The 19,330-nt window shown below is 56.8% G+C and carries 21 protein-coding genes and 1 pseudogene; 18 read left to right on the top strand and 4 right to left on the bottom strand.

From position 1 onward, the window contains the following. The first annotated feature begins 41 nt into the window (after positions 1 to 41). Entirely contained in the window at positions 42 to 773 is a 732-nt protein-coding gene (locus Q4G72_RS16845; protein WP_303312596.1) for a hypothetical protein, read from the top strand. Between the two features lie 99 nt (positions 774 to 872). Here Q4G72_RS16845 and sucD read toward each other — a convergent pair whose 3' ends face one another. Next, positions 873 to 1,766 carry a succinate--CoA ligase subunit alpha gene (sucD, locus tag Q4G72_RS16840; RefSeq protein ID WP_303312595.1) on the bottom strand — a complete coding sequence of 298 codons (894 nt, stop codon included), beginning with the start codon at positions 1,764 to 1,766 and terminating at the stop codon, positions 873 to 875. A gap of 298 nt (positions 1,767 to 2,064) precedes the next feature. Here sucD and Q4G72_RS16835 point away from each other — a divergent pair. Next, positions 2,065 to 3,039, top strand: a pseudogene (locus Q4G72_RS16835) (PLP-dependent cysteine synthase family protein); the annotation flags it as partial. A 60-nt stretch (positions 3,040 to 3,099) separates the two neighbouring features. Further along, positions 3,100 to 3,525, top strand: a complete 426-nt coding sequence (locus Q4G72_RS16830; protein ID WP_303312594.1) for a response regulator — start codon at positions 3,100 to 3,102, stop codon at positions 3,523 to 3,525. Positions 3,526 to 3,611: 86 nt separating this feature from the next. On the opposite strand, the gene ade is transcribed toward Q4G72_RS16830, so the two are convergent. After that, the gene (gene ade / locus Q4G72_RS16825; protein ID WP_303312593.1) at positions 3,612 to 5,264 is read right to left on the bottom strand and encodes an adenine deaminase; all 1,653 of its coding nucleotides are present in this window, start codon (positions 5,262 to 5,264) and stop codon (positions 3,612 to 3,614) included. An 82-nt stretch (positions 5,265 to 5,346) separates the two neighbouring features. On the opposite strand from ade, the gene Q4G72_RS16820 reads away from it, so the two are divergent. The 7 genes from Q4G72_RS16820 (at position 5,347) to Q4G72_RS16790 (ending at position 9,673) form a co-directional block, all read left to right on the top strand. Then, entirely contained in the window at positions 5,347 to 5,508 is a 162-nt protein-coding gene (locus tag Q4G72_RS16820) for a hypothetical protein (RefSeq protein WP_303312592.1), read from the top strand. An 84-nt stretch (positions 5,509 to 5,592) separates the two neighbouring features. Next, complete coding sequence (locus tag Q4G72_RS16815) at positions 5,593 to 5,985, top strand: hypothetical protein (RefSeq protein ID WP_303312591.1); 393 nt, start codon at positions 5,593 to 5,595, stop codon at positions 5,983 to 5,985. Positions 5,986 to 6,107: 122 nt separating this feature from the next. Then, positions 6,108 to 6,515 (top strand): hypothetical protein, encoded by a 408-nt coding sequence (locus tag Q4G72_RS16810; protein WP_303312590.1) that lies wholly within the window; start codon positions 6,108 to 6,110, stop codon positions 6,513 to 6,515. Beyond that, positions 6,512 to 7,240: a (d)CMP kinase gene (cmk, locus tag Q4G72_RS16805; RefSeq protein WP_303312589.1), complete on the top strand. Its 729-nt coding sequence runs from the start codon at positions 6,512 to 6,514 to the stop codon at positions 7,238 to 7,240. Before Q4G72_RS16810 ends, cmk begins: the two co-directional genes overlap by 4 nt. A 54-nt stretch (positions 7,241 to 7,294) precedes the next feature. Continuing rightward, a complete protein-coding gene (locus tag Q4G72_RS16800; RefSeq protein ID WP_303312588.1) occupies positions 7,295 to 8,173 on the top strand; it encodes a 4-hydroxy-3-methylbut-2-enyl diphosphate reductase in 879 nt (292 codons plus the stop codon). A gap of 85 nt (positions 8,174 to 8,258) precedes the next feature. Next, positions 8,259 to 8,804, top strand: a complete 546-nt coding sequence (locus tag Q4G72_RS16795) for a DUF502 domain-containing protein (RefSeq protein WP_303312587.1) — start codon at positions 8,259 to 8,261, stop codon at positions 8,802 to 8,804. Between the two features lie 74 nt (positions 8,805 to 8,878). Further along, a complete protein-coding gene (locus Q4G72_RS16790) occupies positions 8,879 to 9,673 on the top strand; it encodes an alpha/beta fold hydrolase (protein ID WP_303312586.1) in 795 nt (264 codons plus the stop codon). Between the two features lie 9 nt (positions 9,674 to 9,682). Here Q4G72_RS16790 and Q4G72_RS16785 read toward each other — a convergent pair whose 3' ends face one another. Further along, positions 9,683 to 10,255: an O-acetyl-ADP-ribose deacetylase gene (locus Q4G72_RS16785; protein WP_303312585.1), complete on the bottom strand. Its 573-nt coding sequence runs from the start codon at positions 10,253 to 10,255 to the stop codon at positions 9,683 to 9,685. A gap of 179 nt (positions 10,256 to 10,434) precedes the next feature. Here Q4G72_RS16785 and Q4G72_RS16780 point away from each other — a divergent pair, with 179 nt between their 5' ends. The 4 genes from Q4G72_RS16780 to rimK all read left to right on the top strand — a co-directional run bounded on the left by Q4G72_RS16780 (position 10,435) and on the right by rimK (position 13,523). Further along, entirely contained in the window at positions 10,435 to 10,719 is a 285-nt protein-coding gene (locus Q4G72_RS16780; protein WP_303312584.1) for a 2TM domain-containing protein, read from the top strand. Positions 10,720 to 10,776: 57 nt separating this feature from the next. Beyond that, a complete protein-coding gene (locus Q4G72_RS16775; protein WP_303312583.1) occupies positions 10,777 to 11,904 on the top strand; it encodes a PQQ-dependent sugar dehydrogenase in 1,128 nt (375 codons plus the stop codon). A 122-nt stretch (positions 11,905 to 12,026) separates the two neighbouring features. Further along, entirely contained in the window at positions 12,027 to 12,503 is a 477-nt protein-coding gene (locus Q4G72_RS16770; RefSeq protein WP_303312582.1) for an ATP-dependent zinc protease family protein, read from the top strand. 69 nt (positions 12,504 to 12,572) lie between these two features. Beyond that, positions 12,573 to 13,523: a 30S ribosomal protein S6--L-glutamate ligase gene (gene rimK / locus Q4G72_RS16765; protein ID WP_303312581.1), complete on the top strand. Its 951-nt coding sequence runs from the start codon at positions 12,573 to 12,575 to the stop codon at positions 13,521 to 13,523. Positions 13,524 to 13,536: 13 nt separating this feature from the next. Here the strand turns inward: rimK and Q4G72_RS16760 are convergent, their stop codons facing one another. After that, on the bottom strand, positions 13,537 to 13,878 hold the full coding sequence (locus Q4G72_RS16760) for an MmcQ/YjbR family DNA-binding protein (protein WP_303312580.1): 342 nt from the start codon (positions 13,876 to 13,878) through the stop codon (positions 13,537 to 13,539). Positions 13,879 to 13,964: 86 nt separating this feature from the next. On the opposite strand from Q4G72_RS16760, the gene Q4G72_RS16755 reads away from it, so the two are divergent. The 4 genes from Q4G72_RS16755 to Q4G72_RS16740 all read left to right on the top strand — a co-directional run bounded on the left by Q4G72_RS16755 (position 13,965) and on the right by Q4G72_RS16740 (position 19,319). Then, positions 13,965 to 15,041, top strand: a complete 1,077-nt coding sequence (locus tag Q4G72_RS16755) for a succinylglutamate desuccinylase/aspartoacylase family protein (protein ID WP_303312579.1) — start codon at positions 13,965 to 13,967, stop codon at positions 15,039 to 15,041. Positions 15,042 to 15,160: 119 nt separating this feature from the next. After that, entirely contained in the window at positions 15,161 to 15,799 is a 639-nt protein-coding gene (locus tag Q4G72_RS16750) for an OmpH/Skp family outer membrane protein (protein ID WP_303312578.1), read from the top strand. Positions 15,800 to 15,934: 135 nt separating this feature from the next. Next, complete coding sequence (locus tag Q4G72_RS16745) at positions 15,935 to 18,304, top strand: TonB-dependent receptor (RefSeq protein ID WP_303312577.1); 2,370 nt, start codon at positions 15,935 to 15,937, stop codon at positions 18,302 to 18,304. Between the two features lie 13 nt (positions 18,305 to 18,317). Beyond that, positions 18,318 to 19,319 (top strand): DUF4249 domain-containing protein, encoded by a 1,002-nt coding sequence (locus Q4G72_RS16740; protein WP_303312624.1) that lies wholly within the window; start codon positions 18,318 to 18,320, stop codon positions 19,317 to 19,319. Positions 19,320 to 19,330: the final 11 nt, after the last annotated feature.

The following is a 19,330-nucleotide window of genomic DNA, read 5'->3' as shown; positions in this document are numbered from 1 at the left end:
TTTTCGTCGTTGTGCCCCATATCATGGCCCTTGTTCAGCTTATGCCTACTTCCTTACGCGTCCTGTTTTCTATTTCCCTGTTGGGACTGGCTAGCTGCCGGTCTATGTACTTCCCGCCTGCGCCCAATGCCCCTATGCTTACCCAGCAGGGAGAGTTTAGCGGCGGAGCACACGTCAATTTTCAGGGAAATTTCACGGCCCAGGGCGCTTATGCCGTTACGAATGGGTTGGGTGTCATCGGCACCGCTTCCTTCCTGCACACCGACAAAAAGCGCAAAGCCATTGACCATGATTTTGGTGAGCTGGGCGCTGGTTATTTTACCCGCCTCGGTGACCACCGCGTGATTGAAGGCTACGCCGGCTACGGTTTTGGCACCAGCCACCGCACCGAGCGTAATGGTGATGGCGACATCACGGAGCGCCTCGATGCCAAGCTGGAAAAGGTATTCGTGCAGGTGAACTATAGCTCCAAGGACAGCAAAGTGGTGCGGGCGCTGGGCCGCGAATGGCCCGTGAGCTACGGCACAGCTCTGCGCGTGAGCTTCATGAACATGTATGACTTCAAGCTGAACAGCGAACCTGGCCCCAACGAAAAGAATATCTTACTGGAACCCATTACCTGGACGCGCGTGCAGCTGGCCGGTCCCTTGCAGTTTCAATTCATTAGCGGCAGCAACTTTGGCCTACGCCACCGCAAATACATGAAGGCTTCTAACTCCGTCTTCAATTTTGGAATGCTGGTGAATATTGGCGGGCAGCCGGGCAAGCGGTAACAAAATAAGCTCAACATAACGTACGGCTATATATCAGCCACAACAAAAAAGCCCCGACTCACGCCGGGGCTTTTTCTATTTACTCGAAAGCAATAAAGCTTACGCTTCTACTTTTTCGCCTTGCAGTACACGCAGCATCGTGTCGCCAATTTCTGCGGGTGAGTCCACTACGTGGATGCCGCATTCGCGCATGATGGCCATTTTAGCGGCTGCCGTGTCATCGGCACCGCCTACGATAGCACCGGCGTGGCCCATGCGGCGACCGGGAGGTGCCGTTTGGCCGGCAATAAAGCCAACCACGGGCTTCTTGTTGCCGGTTTCTTTAATCCAGCGAGCCGCTTCGGCTTCCATGCCGCCGCCAATTTCGCCAATCATGACGATGCCCTCCGTTTCGGGGTCGTTCATGAGCATTTCTACAGCTTCTTTGGTGGTGGTGCCAATGATGGGGTCACCGCCAATGCCGATGGCCGTGGTCTGGCCCAGGCCGGCTTTGGTGAGCTGGTCCACGGCTTCGTACGTCAGGGTGCCCGACTTAGACACGATGCCTACGCGGCCTTTCTGGAAAATGAAACCGGGCATGATGCCTACTTTGCACTCGCCGGCCGTCATCACGCCGGGGCAGTTTGGCCCAATCATGCGCAGGCCGTCGCGGCCTTTCAGGTATTCCTTTACCGCAATCATATCCTTAGTCGGAATGCCTTCGGTGATGGTGACGATAACTTTAATGCCGGCGTCAGCTGCTTCCATAATAGCATCAGCAGCAAAAGCTGGTGGCACGAAGATGATGCTGGTATCGGCGCCGGTTTTCTCTACGGCCTCGGCCACGGTGTTGAACACGGGGCGCTCCAGGTGCTGGGTACCACCTTTGCCGGGCGTTACGCCGCCCACCACGTTGGTGCCGTACTCAATCATCTGCTGGGCGTGGAACGAGCCTTCGGAGCCGGTAAAGCCCTGCACAATCACTTTAGAATCCTTGTTGACCAGAACACTCATAAGAAGTGGGGTTTGCGGAAAATGCGGGTTGAGGGTGGGAGGTTGCCACGGACGAAAGCCAACGGCGGGGCAAAAGTAGCCATTTTTGGGGGCGCGGCAAGCTGCTTACGGATTCGGCGGCCGGTAGATAGGGCGCTGAGGTATCGGAAAACGAAAATGACGGTCCAAACCCTTGGTACTGCGCAGTAATAGCTACTGCATGTATTAAGAATAGGATGTAGGAGCTCGGCAGCAGAGGCTACCAAGGCAAATCCGTACCTTTGCAGGCTTCCCACTCAAAACTGCTTATCTCTTACGCATGTACCTGAATCATATCATTGAGGCCGTTGGCAACACTCCGCTGGTGAAACTCAATAAAGTCACGGATGGTATTAAAGGCACCATTCTGGCCAAGGTGGAATATTTTAACCCCGGCAACTCGGTGAAAGACCGGATGGCCATTAAAATGGTGGAGGACGCCGAAAAGGCCGGCCTGCTGAAACCCGGTGGCACCATCATTGAAGGTACCAGCGGCAACACCGGCATGGGTCTGGCGCTGGTGGCCATTGCCAAAGGCTACAAGTGCATCTTTGTGATGAGCGACAAGCAGAGCAAGGAAAAGCAGGATATTCTGCGGGCCGTGGGTGCAGAGGTAGTGGTATGCCCTGTAGATGTAGCCCCCGAAGACCCTCGTTCTTATTACTCCGTAGCCCGTCGGCTAAGCCAGGAAACGCCGAATTCATTTTACCCCAACCAATACGATAACCTCTCCAACGCGGCGTCCCACTACGAAACTACCGGCCCCGAAATCTGGAATAGTACCGATGGGCAGATTACCCATCTGGCGGCGGGCGTAGGTACGGGCGGCACTATCTGCGGCACGGCTAAATACCTGAAGGAGCGTAATCCAGGCATCGTTACAGTCGGTTTGGATACTTATGGCTCCGTGTTTAAAAAGTATAAGGAAACAGGTATCTTTGATGAAAACGAAATTTATTCCTACAAAACGGAAGGAATAGGGGAGGATATTCTTCCCAAGAACGTTGACTTTGATCTGATAGACCAGTTTATCAAAGTAACTGACCAGGATGCCGCGCTTATGACGCGCCGCCTGGCCAAAGAAGAAGGCCTCTTTGTAGGCTGGTCCTGTGGCTCGGCAGTGCATGGGGCATTAGAATATGCCAAAGAGCACTTGAAAGAGGCAGACACCATGGTTATCATTCTGCCAGACCATGGCACCCGCTACCTCGGAAAAGTCTACAACGACGACTGGATGCGCGAGCAAGGTTGGTTGTAGAATCCCATTTTCCCTGTTTGCGGATGGCAGGGCTCACGCGTACCAATGCCCTTAGCCATGCCCAAGAAACTGCGCAATGTTGTGCTGGTGGATGATAATGAAACCACGAGCTTTTTGAATAACCGTTTGCTTAGCCGCTTAGACGTGGCCGAAAGCGTGCAATCCTTTTCCCGCGCCGAAGAAGCCTATGCGTTCCTGTGGGGCGACGGCTCGGCCGGTACCGGCACCAGCTCAGAAAAAGCAGCCAACCTGATTTTTCTGGATCTGAAAATGCCCGGAATGGATGGTTTCGAATTTTTAAAGCTCTACGATGCGCTGCCTGAGCAGGCCAAGCGCAACACGGTTATGACCGTACTCACTACCTCCATGCACTCTGCCGATACCGCCCGGGTAGCGCAGTACAAGGACGTGGAGTATCTGGCCAAGCCGCTCACCGAAGAAAAAATGCAAAAGCTCATCGAGAAACGTTTTCAGGATAAGTAAGACGTTACGATTGATTTCAATAAAAAGGCCTTCTGCTGATTAGCAGAAGGCCTTTTTTATGTTAACGCCTGCATTTTACTGTCGGGCTACACTACCGCCTCCACAAACCGGAAGGCCTCGCCATCAAACAGACCTTTGTCGCTGAGCTTGAGGCTGGGAATCACGAGTAGCGCCATGAATGACAGGGTCATAAAAGGCGCCTGCAGCGGGGAACCCAGCTGTTTCGCCAGTGCATCAACGGCTGCATATGCTTCCGACACCTGGTAGCCATCTTGGTCCGACATCAAACCAGCCACGGGTAGGGGGAGCAGCACTTCCTGCCCGTCCGGGCCCACGGCCGCTAGTCCGCCTTTCGCCTCCATCACCAGATTGACGGCGCGGGCCAGGCTCTCATCGTCGCAGCCTACGGCGGTAATGTTATGCGAGTCGTGGCCTACACTGCTGGCCAGGGCGCCGTGTTTCAGGCCGAAGCCCTGGATGAACGCCACGGCCGGCACTGCCGCGTGGTAACGGTTTGCCACCGTTAGCTTGAGAATATCCTGGGGCACATTTGTTACCACGTAGCCATGCTGCACGGTAGCGGCCAGATCATGACGGGCCGTGATAAGCTGCCCGTCAAAGCACTCCATCACGCGCACCGTAGCTACGTCGCCGGGAGCGGGTACTGCAAAATCAGCTGGCGTAAGATGCTGGGGATGAAATTGATTAACAACCGGGCAAGGCACCGCCGGAATCCGGGTCTGGCCATTTTCAGCTACCAGCACTCCATCCAGATAGGTTTGCTGCACCTGGAAATGCTGCAGATCCTGCACTACAATAAAGTCAGCGGCATCTCCGGTGCGCAGCAGGCCTACCGGCAGCCGGTAGTGCTCCACAGGGTTTCGGCAGGCCACGCGCAGCACCTGTAGCACATCCTGGCCCCGCGCTACCGCCCGCTCCACCAGCTGATTGATGTGGCCCAGCACCAGCGTATCAGGGTGCTTGTCATCAGAGCAGAACATCATGTTCTCGTAGTGCTCGGGCAGCAAATCAATCAGCGCTTCAAAGTTGCGGGCCGCAGAGCCTTCCCGAATCAGGATTTTCATACCCGCGGCTAGCTTATCCAAGGCTTCTGCCGCGGTGAAGCACTCATGGTCGGTGCTGATGCCCGCAGAAGCATACTGGCGGGCCTCTTCTCCGCGCAGGCCGGGGGCATGGCCATCTACGGGGCGGCCGTACTGCTGCGCCAGCCGAATTTTCTCCATCACCTCCGGGTCCCGGTGCAGCACTCCGGGCCAGTTCATCATCTCAGCCAGGTAGCCGATTTTAGGGTTCTGAAACAGCTGTTCAATGTCCTGAGCGGTGATAGTGGCCCCGGCAGTTTCGAATACTGTGGCCGGTACGCAGGAGGGCGCGCCAAAGCAGAACTTAAACGGAACATGCTCGGCGCTGGCTAACATGTACTCCACACCTGCCACGCCCAGTACGTTGCCAATTTCATGCGGGTCTGATACCGTAGCAACCGTGCCGTGCACCACGGCCAGGCGGGCAAACTCAGCAGGCACCAGCAACGAGCTTTCCACATGCACGTGGGCATCCACAAATCCGGGCAGGGCGTAGGGAAGAGCCGCATCGGGCGTGGTGGCGCCAGTGGGTGTAATAGAGTGAATGCGCCCGTTGGCAACATGAATAGTGCCGGGCAGGATAGTATGAGCAAAGAGGTCGACGACGTTGGCCGTCAGCTGAAAGTCAGTGGGCATAGCAAGGGATACTAAGAGCCGGTATGCGGCGTTGCGCTGTAAAGAACCTTAACTTTACCTGAAAATCAGTATCTCTAGTCTAGTGAGAAAGAGCATCACCACGTTTTTGGCCGTGTGCGTGCTGGCTTCAGCCTGCGGCCTGACTACTTCCTGTGCTACCCGCACACCGCAGCAAAAGAAGACGGCTTCCTTTAAACGGAAAGCCAAGGGTGGGCATGAGCCTTGCCCCTGCGACAGTCATTAAATAGCTCCCGGCCTGTCGGCTAAGGTTATTAAGCTCATCCCGAATCCAACTGTGGCCGTAAAGGCTTCTTCCTCTTTCTACTTTATGGCTACTGAATCTCCCCTTGCCGCTCTGCACCAGGCTGCCGATGCCGTCCGTCAGCAACTACAGGTAAATACTTTTGATGCCGCCGCCGTGCAGCGTCTGGCCGACTTTATAGAAACCCAGCGCCCCGGTCTGCAGCCTGCTGATCGGCAAGGTGTTATCACCGCCCTGGGCTGCTTTCTGGGGGAGTGCATGGTGCAGACCTTTGGCGGCCAGTGGGCAGCCGGGCCCGATGGCAGCACCGGCGTGGGCATTCAGGGTCAGCACTTCTTTAATCCCTTCTATCGGATTGACCAGCAGCTCACTCACGGTTTACAGGAGTCGGTAGCGGCCTTCTTCGCCAGCGTGCCCAACCGGATGGATGAAAAAGTACAGCGCAAAAGCTGGATTTAATATTAATTTTCAAATAAAAATTTCATTATTCCGCACCAGTTCGATATACTTACTTTACGACCTGGCAACACACCTATTGTTAATTAACCAGCCCAGAAGCCAGGACTGGTCTTTTACGTGCTGTGGAAGAACTGAGAAGCGCCGCCGAAGCTGTGCGGGAGAATTTGAATATTTCATCGTTTGATGAGCCAGCCGTGCGCGAGTTGGCCAAATTTATTGAGGAGCAACGCACTACGATGCCGGCAGAGGAGCAACCCGGTGTGATTAATGCCTTAGGCTGCTTCCTGGGGGAGTGCATCATCCGTAGCTTTGGCGGGTATTGGTACCGCGAAATAAATGGCTTGGTGAGCGTCCGGCTGCAGGGAAGCACGCTGATTAATCCGTTTGTTTCGGTGGAGCGCCACCTGCTGCATGGGGTAACCGATGCCGTGGTGGCCGTATTCCGGGAAGCGGCTCAAGCGCCAGTGTCTACGCTGCGGAGAACGTGGATACCACTACCTTTGCCCCCGCGTCGAACCCTCTCCACATGAAACTACTTGTCATTGCCATCGATGGCTATTCCTCGTGCGGCAAAAGCACCACGGCCAAGGCCGTTGCCGCCGAATTAGGCTACGCTTACATCGATACGGGCGCCATGTACCGGGCAGTGACGTTGTATTTACTGGAGCATAACATCAGCCTCGATGACCTGCCGCGTATTGAGCAGGCCTTGCATGAGATGCACATCACCTTTAAGCGCAACCGCCGAACGGGGCGTAATGAGGTGTGTATTGATGGCGAAATCAAGGAGGACGAAATCCGCCAGATGCGCATTTCCAATTCCGTGAGCGAGGTATCCGTCATTCCGGCCGTGCGCCATGCTATGGTACGCCAGCAGCAGCGCATGGGCCGCAAGCGCGGGGTGGTAATGGATGGGCGGGATATTGGTACTACCGTGTTTCCGGACGCGGAAGTGAAAATCTTTATGACGGCCGATACACGCACCCGCGCCCTGCGCCGGCAGGACGAGCTGGCGGTGAAAGGGGAGGACGTGGCGCTGGAGAGCATTATTGATAACCTGGTGAAGCGCGACCATATTGATTCTACCCGCACCGAAAGCCCTCTGCGCCGCGCTGCCGATGCCGTGCTGCTCGATACATCGCACATTACTATTGATGAGCAGGTAGATTTCGTCCTCGAACGGGTATCTGCCGTATTGTTAGCGCAGGCTGCCGCCTCTTATAATGAGCGAAATGGCAGTGAGGCCATGGTATAAGAAGTAAGGCCCGAAAGTTGCTTTCGGGCCTTCTGCTATTTGTTCTCAGAAGCTATGAATGTTACGATAGATAAGAATTCCGGGTATTGCTTTGGGGTCGAATTCGCCATTCAGATGGCGGAAGATGAGCTGGCCAATGAACGGACGCTTTATTGCCTTGGCGACATAGTGCATAACCGCATGGAGGTGGAGCGCCTGCACGCTTTGGGTCTGCGCATCATCGACCGGGAACAGCTGGGCACCCTGCACGACTGCAAAGTGCTGATTCGGGCCCACGGCGAGCCGCCGGAAACGTACCAGCTGGCCCTGCAGAACAATCTGGAGCTGATTGATGCTTCCTGCCCCGTGGTGCTGAAACTGCAGAACCGCGTAAAGCACGCCTTCGATGCCACCACCCGGCAGGATGGCCAGATTGTCATCTACGGGCAGCCCGGCCACGCCGAAGTGACGGGCCTGAATGGCCAGACCGGCAACCGCGCCCTTATTGTAATGCATGAGGCTGACCTGGACCAGATTGATTTTACCCGTCCGGTTACCCTGTTCAGCCAGACCACCAAGAGCACGGCCGGCTTCTACCATATGAAGGAGCTCATAGAGCAGCGCATACAGGCCGCTGGCGGCTCGCTACAGGCCTTTGATGCCAATGACAGCATCTGCCGCCAGGTGAGCAACCGGGAGCCTGCCTTGCGCCGCTTTGCCGTAGAGCATGATGTAGTGATATTCGTTAGCGGCCGCAAAAGCTCTAATGGGAAGGCCCTGTTCTCGGTGGTAAACCAGACCAACCCCCGCAGCTATTTCGTGGAAAACGAGCAGGAGCTGGATAATGCCTGGTTTCAGGGGGCACAATCGGTGGGGATTTGCGGGGCTACCAGCACGCCCATGTGGCTAATGAGCCGCGTGGCGGAGCGTATTGAGCCACTAGCCGTAGCGTAGGCGGCCGGCTTATTTTGCGGCCATTTTTTGATTTTTGAAGCCCGGCCGGCTACGGTCGGGCTTTCTTGTGTAGTTTCCGTCCTTCATGAGCAAACTCGGTACATACTTTCTCAATGGGCTGCTGATTGTAGCTCCCATTACCATCACCATTTATATTCTGGTGGGCCTTTTTATGTGGCTGGATGGCTTGTTCAACCTGAACGGCTTCCCCGGCCTGGGCCTGCTGACCATGCTGGTGCTCATTACGCTGGTGGGCTTTGTCGCCCGCTCGTTTGCCGTGCGGCCATTTCTGGTCATTACGGAGCGGGTGCTGCACCGCACGCCGCTGGTCAGCATTATTTATTCCAGCCTGAAAGACCTGTTTGATGCCTTTGTGGGCGACAACCAGAAGTTTAACCGGCCCGTGTTGGTGTGTGTGAATGAGGAAACCAAAACCTACCGCATGGGCTTCGCCACTCAGGACGACCTGAGCGTGATGCACCGTCCCGATCTGCTGGCTGTGTATTATCCGCACTCCTACAACTTTTCCGGCGAGCTGCAGCTGGTACCCAAAGAATCGGTGACCTATCTGGATTTGCCCAGCAGCGAAGTCATGAAGTTTATCGTATCTGGTGGGGTATCTAAGCTGTAACTAGCCAGAAGGCATAGGTGCCTTTCGGCTAAGAATGCCATGTAAAGTGAATGGAGGTTCATTCCACAGGGGCTATGAAAACACACCTGCACTATCAGCGCTATGGCAGCGGGCCCCGGGTCATTCTGGCTTTTCATGGCTATGGGCAGGGTGAGAGCTACTGGCGGAGCCTGATTGATGCTCTGGGTTCCGGGGTAACCGTGTATGCTTTTGACCTGTTTTACCACGGCCGCAGCCGCCTGGCCCGCCCCGATGCACCTCTGCGCAAAAAGCGGTTGGGGGAGTTGCTGCATGATTTTTTGCAGGAGCAGCAGCTTACCCGTTTTGGACTACTGGCCTTCAGTATGGGGGCTAAGTTTGCCCTTACCGTGCTGGAAAACCACCCGCAGCAGGTAGAAAAAATCTGGCTGATTGCCCCCGATGGTCTGCAACGGCAATTCTGGTATTCGCTGGCCACCTCGCCGGCTATTATGCGCGGCGTGCTGGGTAGGGCCGTATTGCGCCCCCAGCGTCTGTTAGGCCTGCTGGATACTCTGGCCCAACGCCGCCTGGTAAGCAGTGGGCTGGTACGCTTTGCGCAGTGGCAATTGGATAGCCGCGAAAAGCGCCTGCGCGTGTACCGTAGCTGGACGGGCTTCCGCCACCTCACCTTCGACCTGGCTCACTTGCGCCGCCTGCTCAATACCCATCAGATTCCTGTCACCTTTTTCCTGGGCCAGCACGACCAGGTCATTCCGTACGCAGGCCTGCAGCCCTTCATCAACGGATTGGAGCACGCACACACCGTAGTCCTGAATGCCGGCCATGGCGGCCTGCTCTATGACGTGGCCAGCTGGCTGCGCCGGCATCCGGCTGAAGCCAGCTGGTAGCCCGCTTCTTTATTTCAGCAGCTCCTGTTCGTAAATCCAGCGGTTGTCTTCATTATAAGCTACAAACACCACGGTTTGCGGAAACTCGTGTTGCGCTAAAAATTTGCGAACCTCCCGCACGGCTAGCTCCGCAGCTTCTTCTTTCGGGTAGCCATATACTCCGGTACTGATGCCCGGAAAGGCAATAGTGCCCAACTGATGCTCTACCGCCAGCTGAAGGGCGTGGCGGTAGCAATTAGCCAGCAGCTCCGGCTCCCCATGGTGGCCCCCCTGCCACACCGGCCCCACCGTATGAATAACAAATGAAGCCGGCAGCAGGCCGCCGGTAGTTAGTACGGCCTCACCAGTAGGTAGCCCCTCCGGGTACTGGGTGGCCCGCACCTGGCGGCAGGCCTCCAGAATAGCGGGGCCACCAGCCCGGTGAATGGCACCATCTACGCCCCCGCCACCTAGCAAGGAGGAGTTGGCCGCATTCACAATAGCATCGGTATCAAGGGCAGTGATGTCCCCTAAGTAAAGCAGAATACGCCCAAAAGATTGGGCCGCGCGCCAAGGGGAAGCAGTAGGATCTGAAGAAGCCATAGCAGGAGAAGATGCGAATGAGGCGCATACGTAGTCCGCGCGCTCGGGGCTCGGCTTTCATCCCTGTTTTTCTACAGTTCAGCCCTAGAAATGCACACTCTGTAAATTACGAATTGTGTATATTATTTGAAATGAATAGGTTTCGCCTATCATTCTTATGTCCCCACTTCTTTCCTGCTATGGAACCCATAGACCGTGACCCCCAGCTTTGGCGCATGGCGCAAGACCGTGCCCGCTTTAAATCGCACCTGTTCACGTATTTATGGGTAAACACCCTGTTGTGGACTATCTGGTTTCTGACCGACCGCCACTCTCATGGTATTCCGTGGCCGGTGTGGTCTACCGTATTCTGGGGGTTGGCCCTGGTTTTTCGAGGCTTTACCACCTACGGCGGCTACGGTAGAAAACATCTTTCCGAGCGGGAATACGAGCGGCTGGTGCGCCAGCGCGAGGGCCGCGCTTAAGCCCTGTATATAGCCTGCGCGTGTAACCCTGAGGCGCCCGTAGCAGTTTGGGGAAGCATGATGATACGCCGTCTGTTTCCGCTCTTGCTACTGGCGCCTTTGTGGGGCGCCGCACCGGGCACGCCGGCTCCGGCTGCGCCCGATAATCTGACCAAAATAAAGCTGCCGCCGGGCTTCACCATCAGCTACTTTGCCCGCAATGTTAGCGGGGCCCGCTCGCTGGCAGTGGGCGCCGATGGTACTGTGTATGTGGGCACCCGGGGCGACAAAGTGTTTGCCCTGCCCGACCGTAACCGGGACGGGCGAGCTGATGAAGTGGTAACAATAGCCTCAGGTCTAAACTCGCCCAATGGCGTGGCCCTGCGCAATGGAGCCCTCTACGTGGCCGAAATCCACCGCATTTTGCGCTACGACAACATTGCCACGCGCCTGAAGCAGCGCCCCAAACCCGTGGTGGTGTATGGTAAGCTGCCGAATAAAGACTGGCATGGCTGGAAATACATTGCCTTCGGCCCCGATGGCAAGCTCTATGTGCCCGTAGGGGCACCCTGCAATTCCTGCGAGCCGGAAGAGCCCATTTTTGCCACCATCAACCGGCTGAATCCTGATGGGACCGGACTTGAAACTTTTGCATTTGGTGTGCGCAATACGGTGGGCTTCGACTGGAGCCCGGTAGACAAAGCCCTCTGGTTTACCGACAATGGCCGCGACCTGCTGGGCGACAATCTGCCGGCCGACGAGCTAAACCGCGCCCCTTCACCTGGTTTGCATTTCGGCTTTCCCTATTTCTTTGCTGGTGATGTGAAGGACCCGCAGCTGAGCGAGGGTAAGTCGGCGAGTACTTACGTGAAGCCGGCCCGCAAGCTGGGGCCGCACGTAGCTGCGCTGGGCATGAAATTCTACACGGGCCGGCAATTCCCGGCTGCCTATCGAAATCAGATTTTTATTCCCGAGCACGGCTCCTGGAACCGCAGCCAGAAGCTGGGCTACCGTATTACCCTGGTGCGGCTGGATGCCAGCGGCAAGCAGGCCACCAGCTACGAAAACTTTGCCACCGGCTGGCTGGAGGGCCAGAAGGCCTGGGGCCGCCCCGTGTGCCTGCTGGTATTGCCGGATGGCTCTATGCTGGTTTCTGATGACCAGAACGATGCTGTGTACCGCATCAGCTACAAAGGAGGAAAGTAAAGCCCCGCCTTTACGCCTGTTATTCTTTGCCTGGCGCAGAATGACAGGCGTTTTTTCATGCATGCTTGTTTTCAGCTCAACTCTAACGCTCTAACTTCTCGTTCTGCCCTATCTTGCCAGCCATGAAAAAACCGCGGGTACCAAAGCAAGTAGTGGGGCGGCGCGAGCTGGTGGATTTCCCGGAGTTCCAGCTCTGGGGTGTAGAGGCTAAAGTGGACACGGGTGCCTATACCAGCGCCATCCATTGTTCCAACATTCACGTAGAGCGTCTCCCGGATGGGCGGGAGCGGCTGCGCGTGTTGCTGCTGGACCCCTCGCACCCCAACTTCGACGGTACGCCCATGGAATTTTCAGATTTTTCGCTGCGCGACATTCGTAGCTCCAACGGCGAGGTGCAGGAGCGCTACGTCATCCGGGCTTCGCTGCGGCTGTTCGGACAAGATTATGTCACGGAGTTCTCCTTATCTGACCGTTCCGATATGAAGTATCCCGTGCTAATAGGCCGCTTACTACTACGTCAGGCCCGTTTTGTGGTTGATGTCAGCCGGCTGAACGTATCGTACAAAGCCCGGCAGGCGGCGGAACGCCGCGCCGGCTAACCACGTTTTCGCCATCTTTACGCCCCATTTCGGCCTCCTATTTCCCCTTCCTTTCAAGCACCTCCTCTGATGAAACTGGCGATTCTGTCGCGTGAGCCGAAACTATATTCCACTGCCCGTTTGGTAGAGGCCGCCGAACTGCGCGGGCATCAGGTGGAAGTTATCGACCATCTGCACTGCAACCTGGTCCTCGAAAAAGGTATGCCTGGTATTATTTACCAGGGGCGCCGTATCGAAGATTTCGATGCCATTATTCCCCGCATAGGGGCCTCCGTTACGTTTTATGGCTGCGCCGTAGTGCGTCAGTTTGAAATGATGAAAGTGCGCACCGCCGTGGAAAGCCAGGCCATTGTGCGCAGCCGCGACAAGCTCCGCTCCATGCAGATTCTGGCCCGTGCCGGCGTAGGCATGCCCAAAACGGCCTTCACCAACTATTCGGATGAAGTTCCTCAGATGATTGAGCAGGTAGGGGGCGCTCCGGTTATCATTAAGCTGCTGGAAGGCACCCAGGGCCTGGGCGTAGTGCTGGCTGAATCGGCCAAAGCGGCTCAATCGGTTATTGAAGCCTTCCATAACCTGAAGGCCCGCATTATTGTGCAGGAGTTCATTGCCGAAAGCAAAGGCGCCGACCTGCGGGCCTTTGTGGTGAACGGCGAAGTAGTAGGGGCCATGAAGCGCCAGGGCGCGGCCGGTGAGTTCCGTAGCAATCTGCACCGGGGCGGCAGCGGCAAGCTGGTAAAGCTGAGCCGGGCCGAAAAAGCCGCCGCCCTACTGGCCGCCAAGTCGTTGGGGTTGGGTATTGCGGGCGTCGATATGCTGCAAAGTAAGCGGGGGCCGCTAATACTGGAAGTAAACTCTTCGCCGGGCCTGGAAGGCATTGAAAAAGCTACCGGGCTGGATATTGCCGGCAAAATTATTGAGTATACCGAGGAGCTGACCCGTAAGCACAAAAGCAAAGGGGCCAAGCGTAAACCTGCTGCCGCCCCTGCGCCTGATAGTCAGTCGGACACGCCGCAGTAGTAGTAGAATACCGCTAACCAAGCTCCTGCTGCATCCTGCGCGGCAATTTGGCCCGAATCAGGTTATAAGAGTTTCGTACATACTCCTGCCACTGCTGGGGGGTGAAGCGTCCGAGCTCCTGTACCTGCACCCAGTGGTGGCGGGCCATGTAAGGCGCCGGAATAATATGGGGGGTATCCGTGAGGAGGGCAAAATCTTCGTCGCTGGTCTTGAAGCTGACGGTAGTAGGATGCTCCAAAGACATGACGCAGAACATTTTTTGTCCGACGCTAAAGCACAAATCATGTCCCCATTTTATATCTTCCGTGGCCGTCGGCAGGCCCTGACAGAAAGACCGTAGCTCTTCCAGATTCATAGGATGGATGGTTTTGGCGCTGAACCTGTTTCAGTCACCGTCCCGAAGGTCGGCTAATTTCTTTTTCTACTCTAGTCCATCGGCCTTTGCCCACCAACTCTGTTTCTGCGCCGCAAGATTTTTTCCTCAATGGCCTGACCATTCGGCCCGGAGAGCGAATCACCACGCGGCTGGTCATTTCCAAGCTGCCTTCGGGAACGGTGATTGATGTACCGGTCAATGTATTCCGCTCTGCACTACCCGGCCCCACGGTATTGCTGATGGCGGGGATGCACGGCGACGAGGTAAACGGCATTGAAACCATCCGTAGGTTGATTCGGCGCAATCTGCTGCAGCCATTGCGGGGCAGCATCATTGCTATTCCGCTGCTCAATATTTATGGCTTTCTGAATTTCTCCCGGGAGGTGCCCGATGGCAAGGATGTGAACCGCAGCTTTCCCGGCCACCCGCGCGGCTCCCTGGCCAGCCGCGTAGCCCACCGCTTTATGCGCGAAATTATGCCACTGGTAGATTATGGCATCGATTTTCATACCGGTGGTGCCGCCCGTAGCAACTGCCCGCAAGTGCGCTGCCTGCTGGGCGAAGACGATGAAACCGATGCCCTGGCCGCTGCCTTTGGCGCGCCGTTTACGCTGCACTCGGGTCTGCGGCCGGGCTCCTTGCGGGAGGCCGCCATGCAGCAGGGGCGGCGCATTATTGTGTATGAAACCGGTGAATCGCTGCGGTTTGATGAGGCGGGCATTGATATGGCCATTGCGGGCACATTTCGGGTGCTGCATCATTTGGGTATGGCGCCGGAGGTGCCGCCGGCCGCGCAGCCCAGCATCATCTGCCAGCGGCATACCTGGCTGCGGGCCAAGTATGCCGGGCTGTTCCGCAGCCACGTGCAGCTGGGCGACTACCTGGAAAAAGGGCAGGTATTTGGCACCATCACGGACCCCTACGGTGAAATGGCCGTGCGACTCGAGTCTCTGGTGAGCGGCTATGTAGTAGGCATTAACCATATGCCCGTGGTAAACCAGGGTGATGCGCTGCTGCATATTGGGCGCACCGATGCCACCCCCAGCCGCGCCGACCTGATAGTACCCTTTGAGGAAAAGCCTGGTCGCCGCCCGGAAGAAATTGACCCGGATGAGGACGAAACCACCACGGTAATAGAATAGCTGGGCCCCGGCCATTTTTCCTGATTTATTCTGAGGGCTGATATGCGGATGGCTTGCCGCATTTTACGTTTCTTTGCCCGGCCATTGTTTGGCCTCTTTCTATTTTCTTTTTCTTACTGATGAACAACCCTCTGCGCTTAGTTATTGACGCGGTCCTGGTTATTGCCGTGGCTGTGCTGTTTTACCTCCACTTCGCCAATAAGCCCGCTGCTACTCCGGCTGCTGCCCGCAAAGTGGTAGTGCATACGGACTCTACCGGCACTGCTACGCCGGAGCTGGAAGCCGTAGCCGATACCGATAAAATTGCCTTTGTAGTGTCAGAAGAGTTGCTGAATAACTATCAGGCCATGAAAGATGCCCGCAAGAGCTTCGAAGGCAAAGTAAAAGGCTGGAGCAACCAGAATGATGCTATTGGCCGTCAGTTCCAGAGTGCTATTCAGAAATATCAGCAGCAGGCCGCCTCGCTCACGCCCGAGCAGCGCGCCGCTACCGAGCAGCAGCTGGAAATGCAGCGCGTGAAAGGCGGACAGCTGCAGCAGCAATTGCAGCAGAAGGCCGCCGAAGAAGAAGCCCGTATGACCAAGCAGGTGCTGGACCGCGTGGACAAGCAGGTAGAGCGCTACGGCAAGGAAAATGGCTACCGCCTCATTCTCATTTCGGCGCCCAGCGGCACTATTGCCTACGGCCGCAAGGATCTGGACATTACCAAAGAGGTGACGGCCTACCTGAACAAGGAATACTCGGCTAAAAAGAAATAATAGCCGCGGCCCTGCCGCTTAGAAAACGCCTGCCTTTCTCCGGGAAAAGCAGGCGTTTTTTTAGGCACTGTAGGCAACCCATTCCACTTTGCAGTGCTCTTGCAGTCAAGCGGAATAGCTCCCTTATCTTACTGTATGCGAATACTTCGACGCTTATTATTACTACTGGGCTTATGCCTGCCGATGGTAGCGGCGCAGGCGCAGCAGCCGACCAGAATCACCATTAGCGGCTACGTGCGCGACGCCACTACCGGCGAAAACCTGATTGGCGTGGCCGTGGTGCATGCTGCCAGCGGACAGGGCACCGCCACCAATACTTATGGCTTTTATTCCTTGACCCTGCCTGCGGCCGACTCTGTAAAGCTGTTGGTGTCTTACCTTGGCTACGAGAAGGTGCGCTGGGCTACTGAAGCCGGCCGCAGCCACACCCACGACTTCCGCCTGAAGCCGCTTGCCGCGGAGCTAACGGGGGTAGAAGTGGTGGGCAGCCGGGAGGAGAAAATTGCCCAGAGCACGCGCATGGGTACCATCAATGTGCCCATCACCCAGATTAAAACCCTGCCCGCGCTGCTGGGCGAAGTAGATGTGCTGAAAGTGCTGCAGCTGCTGCCCGGTGTGCAAAGCGGGGGCGAGGGTACCAGCGGCCTTTACGTGCGCGGCGGCTCCCCCGACCAGAACCTGATTCTGCTGGACGGTACGCCCGTGTACAATGCCTCGCACCTGTTTGGCTTCTTCTCCGTGTTTAATGCCGATGCGCTGAACAATGTAGAGCTGATTAAGGGCGGTTTTCCGGCCCGGTACGGCGGGCGGCTGTCTTCAGTGCTGGATATTTCGATGAAGGAGGGCAACATGCAGGAGTTTCACGGCGAAGGGGCCGTGGGGCTCATTGCCTCCAAGCTCACGCTGGAAGGACCTATCAAGAAAGACACAGCTTCTTTTATCATCTCGGCCCGCCGAACTTATCTGGATGTACTGGCCCAGCCGCTCATCAAAGCCGGTTTGGCCAGTGAGAACAGCAGCGGCTCCCTGGGGTACTTCTTTCACGATTTGAACGGCAAGCTGAACTGGAAAATCAGCCCCCGCGACCGGGTGTACCTGAGCGCCTATACCGGCTACGATAAGTTCTACGCCCGCATTCGTGACAAGTATGAGGATGAAGACTATACCAGCACTAAATCGGCGCTGGGCTGGGGCAACCTCACGGCGGCAGCGCGCTGGAACCGGGTACTCAACAGCCAGCTGTTTCTCAATACGCACCTCACCTACAGCAAATACCAGTTCAACATTGGGGCCGAAGAGGAAAGCCGCTACAACGGCCAGACCGACAAATTCAGCCTGCGCTACTTCTCCAACATTCGCGACCTGAGCTTGAAGTCAGACCTGGACTACCTGCCTTCGCCCGACCATTACATCCGGGCCGGCGGGCAGTACATTCTGCACTCTTTCAAGCCCGGTGCCCTGCAGGCAAAAGGCTCCCAGGATTTGAGCGAGCTGAATTCGGTTTCCCAATTGGGGGCGCACGAAGCCTCACTCTACGCTGAGGACGACTACCGGGTGAGCGAGCGGCTGAAGGTGAACGGGGGCCTGCGCCTGAACAGTTTTCTGGTAAAGGATAAGCTGTACCCGTCCCTGGAGCCCCGCCTGGCTGCTCGCTTCCTGCTCACGCCGGAATGGGCTTTGAAAGCGGCCTACGCCCGTACCACGCAGTATATCCACCTGCTCACCAACAGCGGCATTGGCCTGCCCACCGACTTGTGGGTGCCCTCTACCGCTACCGTACGGCCCCAGCGGGCGCAGCAAATCAGCATAGGAGCCGCCCGCACCCTGCGCTACCACGATGAGGACTATGAACTGAGCCTGGAAAGCTACTACAAGCCCATGCGCAACCTGATTGAGTACCGCGAGGGCGCCAGCTTTTTGGGTACGACCGACAACAACTGGGAAAGCAAAGTAACCAGCGGCCGGGGCTGGGCCTACGGTGGCGAGGTGTTCCTGCAGAAGAAAAGTGGCCGCACCACCGGCTGGATAGGCTACACGCTGGCCTGGAGCAACCGCAAATTCCCGGAGCTAAACCAGGGCCGCCTGTTTCCCTTCAAGTACGACCGGCGCCACGATGCCTCGTTCGTCGTGATTCATAAGCTGAAGGAAAACCTGTTGCTCTCGGGCACCTGGGTGTATGGCACCGGCAATGGCACTACGCTGTCGGAAGGCCGCTACCGGCTGGGCATATATGAGCAGTACGATGACTATGGCCCCCGCAACAGCTACCGCATGCGCGCCTATCACCGCCTCGACCTGGACCTGAGTCAGACCAGGAAGAAGCGCTGGGGCGAAGTGGTGAACAGCTTCTCGCTCTACAATGCTTACAGCCGCAAAAATCCTTACTACCTCTATCTGCGCGAAGGCCGTGCCGACGAGCAGGGGAATGAGGTAGAAAAGTCCTCGTACCGGCAGATTTCGCTGTTCCCCATCATTCCGTCGTTCAGCAAAAGCTTCCGCTTTTAAGGTGTATTCTGTGATGAAAGTACTACTGATGCTCCGTCCCGCTATCCTGCTTTTGCTGGTGCTGACCAGTTGCGAAATGGCTGTAGATGTTCCGGCTCCTAAGCATACGCCCCGGCTGGCTATCAGCTATGTGCTCAGCAACCAGGCACCCGACTCCCTGTACTGGCAAAGCTTCCCGCACCGCCTGCTGACGGTGAGCGTAAGCCAGCCGGTTTTCAATACTGGGCAGGTACGCCAGCCAGCCAATGCCACCGTGGAGCTCCTGGATGCGAGTGGCCAGGTGGTGGAGCGCTTCCGTGGGCGCTACCGCTACTATAATCCTTTCACCCAGGATAGCATTGATGCGTACTACGAGCCGCTGTATGGCTTTGCCGGCCAACCGGGCCAGCGCTACACGCTACGCGCAGCCCTGCCCGGCCTGGAAACGGCCGAAAGCACCATTGAGCTGCCCAAACCGGCTGCCATTGGCATGGCCAGCTTCGAGCGACGGCCCGGCAACCCGGATGAAAGTCAGTACTTCGTTTCCGGCCGCCTCGCGCTAAGCGTGCCTGACGATGCCGCTTCCACGGATTACTATGTGGCTAGCGCCCGGGTACTCGATGCCCAGGGCCGGCTCTGGGGCGTGCTGTCCAATGACTACCGCAACGAAGAACCCGGCAGCGACGTGTCCATCGACCGGTTTCTGCTATCTGATGGGTACAGCACTCGGCCCAATGTGTACGCCGATTTGAACGCCAACGGGCGCACGCTCACGCTGGCGCAGAATGTACAGGGCTATTTCTCCGGCAGCTACAACCCGGGCCAGCCGCAGGCCTACCGCGAGCCGGCTTTTATTGAAGTCACCGTCAGCACGCTGAACCGGGAAGCTTACAATTTCTACCAGTCGGTGCTGCGCTACCAGGAAAGCCACGATAATCCTTTCGCAGAGCCCGCGCCGCTGGCCACCAACATCCGCAACGGCTATGGCCTGTTTGGCGGCGCTACCGATACGCGGCTGGTTATTCCTATTGAGTAGAGGCCTCGGCC

Origin of the sequence: Hymenobacter sp. BT730 (genome assembly GCF_030542105.1) — a bacterium.
In the GTDB taxonomy this organism is placed as follows: Bacteria; Bacteroidota; Bacteroidia; order Cytophagales; family Hymenobacteraceae; genus Hymenobacter.
The sequence above is the reverse complement of the archived record's forward strand: the minus strand, read 5'-3'. Positions and strand labels throughout refer to the sequence as shown.